The organism is Salifodinibacter halophilus, assembly GCA_012999515.1.
Classification (GTDB): domain Bacteria; phylum Pseudomonadota; class Gammaproteobacteria; order Nevskiales; family Salinisphaeraceae; genus Salifodinibacter; species Salifodinibacter halophilus.
Window position 1 is genome coordinate 1 of record JABEEB010000291.1, and the last position, 268, is coordinate 268.

Genomic DNA, 268 nt, shown 5'->3' on the forward strand with positions numbered 1-268 from the left:
CTGTACCGACTCGCGGACGAGTACGGGCTCTACCTGCAGGACGAAGTCTGCGTCGAGTCCCACTGGTGGCAGGGACTGCTCGCCAACACCGAAGTCTACCACGACCAGGCGGTCGCGCAGTTCCGCCGAATGGTGCTTCGAGACCGCAACCACGCCTCGGTCTTCAGTTGGTCGACCGGCAACGAGGCGGGGACCGGTGCCGAGCACATCGAAATGGCGTCGCTCGCGGCCGACTCTGACGAGTTCATCCCCGGGGATACCGCCGATG

General features: G+C 65.3%; 1 protein-coding gene. It reads left to right on the top strand.

The features are described from left to right. Positions 1–268 (top strand): hypothetical protein (locus tag HKX41_11710; protein ID NNC24799.1); only part of this gene is annotated, 268 nt, incomplete at both ends.